General features: G+C 37.0%; 2 protein-coding genes. Both read right to left on the bottom strand.

Translation table 11 applies throughout. The annotated features are described in order from the left end of the window. Positions 1 to 236: hypothetical protein (locus PL9214_RS31725; RefSeq protein WP_186440497.1), on the bottom strand; the 236-nt coding region annotated here is incomplete at its 3' end. Then, positions 215 to 583 (bottom strand): DUF8696 domain-containing protein, encoded by a 369-nt coding sequence (locus PL9214_RS33445; protein ID WP_500690256.1) that lies wholly within the window; start codon positions 581 to 583, stop codon positions 215 to 217. The genes PL9214_RS31725 and PL9214_RS33445, both read right to left, overlap by 22 nt. Positions 584 to 622: the final 39 nt, after the last annotated feature.

Genomic DNA, 622 nt, shown 5'->3' with positions numbered 1-622 from the left:
ACTCCATTATCGGCTGACTCTTGCCATTGATAATTAAACGTTCCTAAACCATCTGCATCTGCTAAGGTATTTGTTGCCGTTAAAATTTGGTTTTGTGTTGCTGTTCCTGTAATATTAACATTACCTGTGGGTAAGTCGTTAATATTAGTAATAACAGAAGTCGGACTACTATTAACTGTTTCTGCTGTTCCTAATAGGTCAGTATAACTAACTTTTACTTGTACCTTTTTCCCCACTTGTGTTTGAGATAAGGTGAACGTATTATTAGTCGCTCCACTAATATCAGTCCAANAACATTACCTGTGGGTAAGTCGTTAACATTAGTAACGGTAGTTGTAGGTGAACTATTAACCGTTTCTGCTGTTCCTAATAGGTCAGTATAACTAACTTTTACCTGCACCTTTTTCCCCACTTGTGTTTGAGATAAGGTGAACGTATTATTAGTCGCTCCATTAATATTAGTCCAGGTGACTCCATTATCGGCTGACTGTTGCCATTGATAATTAAACGTTCCTAAACCATCTGCATCTGCTAAGGTATTTGTTGCCGTTAAGGTTTGATTTTGTTTTGCTGTCCCTGTAATACTAACATTACCTGTGGGTAAGTCGTTAATATTAGTAAC

This window comes from Planktothrix tepida PCC 9214 (assembly GCF_900009145.1).
In the GTDB taxonomy this organism is placed as follows: Bacteria; Cyanobacteriota; Cyanobacteriia; order Cyanobacteriales; family Microcoleaceae; genus Planktothrix; species Planktothrix tepida.
The sequence above is the reverse complement of the archived record's forward strand: the minus strand, read 5'-3'. Positions and strand labels throughout refer to the sequence as shown.